At 45.4% G+C, this 500-nt stretch carries 1 protein-coding gene; it reads right to left on the bottom strand.

All coding sequences use genetic code 11. The annotated features are described in order from the left end of the window. On the bottom strand, window positions 1–500 hold a 500-nt coding region (locus tag HMPREF9074_RS12575; RefSeq protein WP_034541153.1), incomplete at both ends, for a hypothetical protein.

The raw sequence follows: 500 nt of genomic DNA, 5'->3' as shown, positions 1-500 counted from the left end.
GTCTCCATAATTAAATACATTACCCGTACCGGTACTACCATTAGGTGCTACATAGGTAATAGTTACAGAACCTGTGCCACCACTAATCGCAGCCGATGGTACTCGTATCTCTGCCTGACGTGGCGTATTACCACTCGAACAAGTAAAGCCTTTCGTAGTGATTAACGTATGGCTAAAGGTCAAGCCCGTTGGCGAGTAGACCGTAGCCGTATACGTCTTATCGCAATGTGTAAGCGTATTGGTAACTGTAATAGTGTAGATACCCGCTACTAAATTATTTGCTGAACGACTTGCCATATCAAAGGTTACTGCCCCTCCTGGCCCTGTTACCGCATAACTGAAAGCTCCTCCATTAGGCGCGTTCTTCTCTACTACAAATAGCTGTCCATCAGCACTGCCCGCACAAGTTACCGAACGTGTACTCACCTCTATCTCTGGATAAGTAGCCGATGCCACTGTTAATACTACTATCGTAGGAGAACAACTTAACTGATTCGTAT

It is taken from the genome of Capnocytophaga sp. oral taxon 329 str. F0087 (assembly GCF_000213295.2).
Lineage (GTDB): Bacteria > Bacteroidota > Bacteroidia > Flavobacteriales > Flavobacteriaceae > Capnocytophaga > Capnocytophaga leadbetteri_A.
This window is presented reverse-complemented; position numbering and strand designations above follow the sequence as displayed.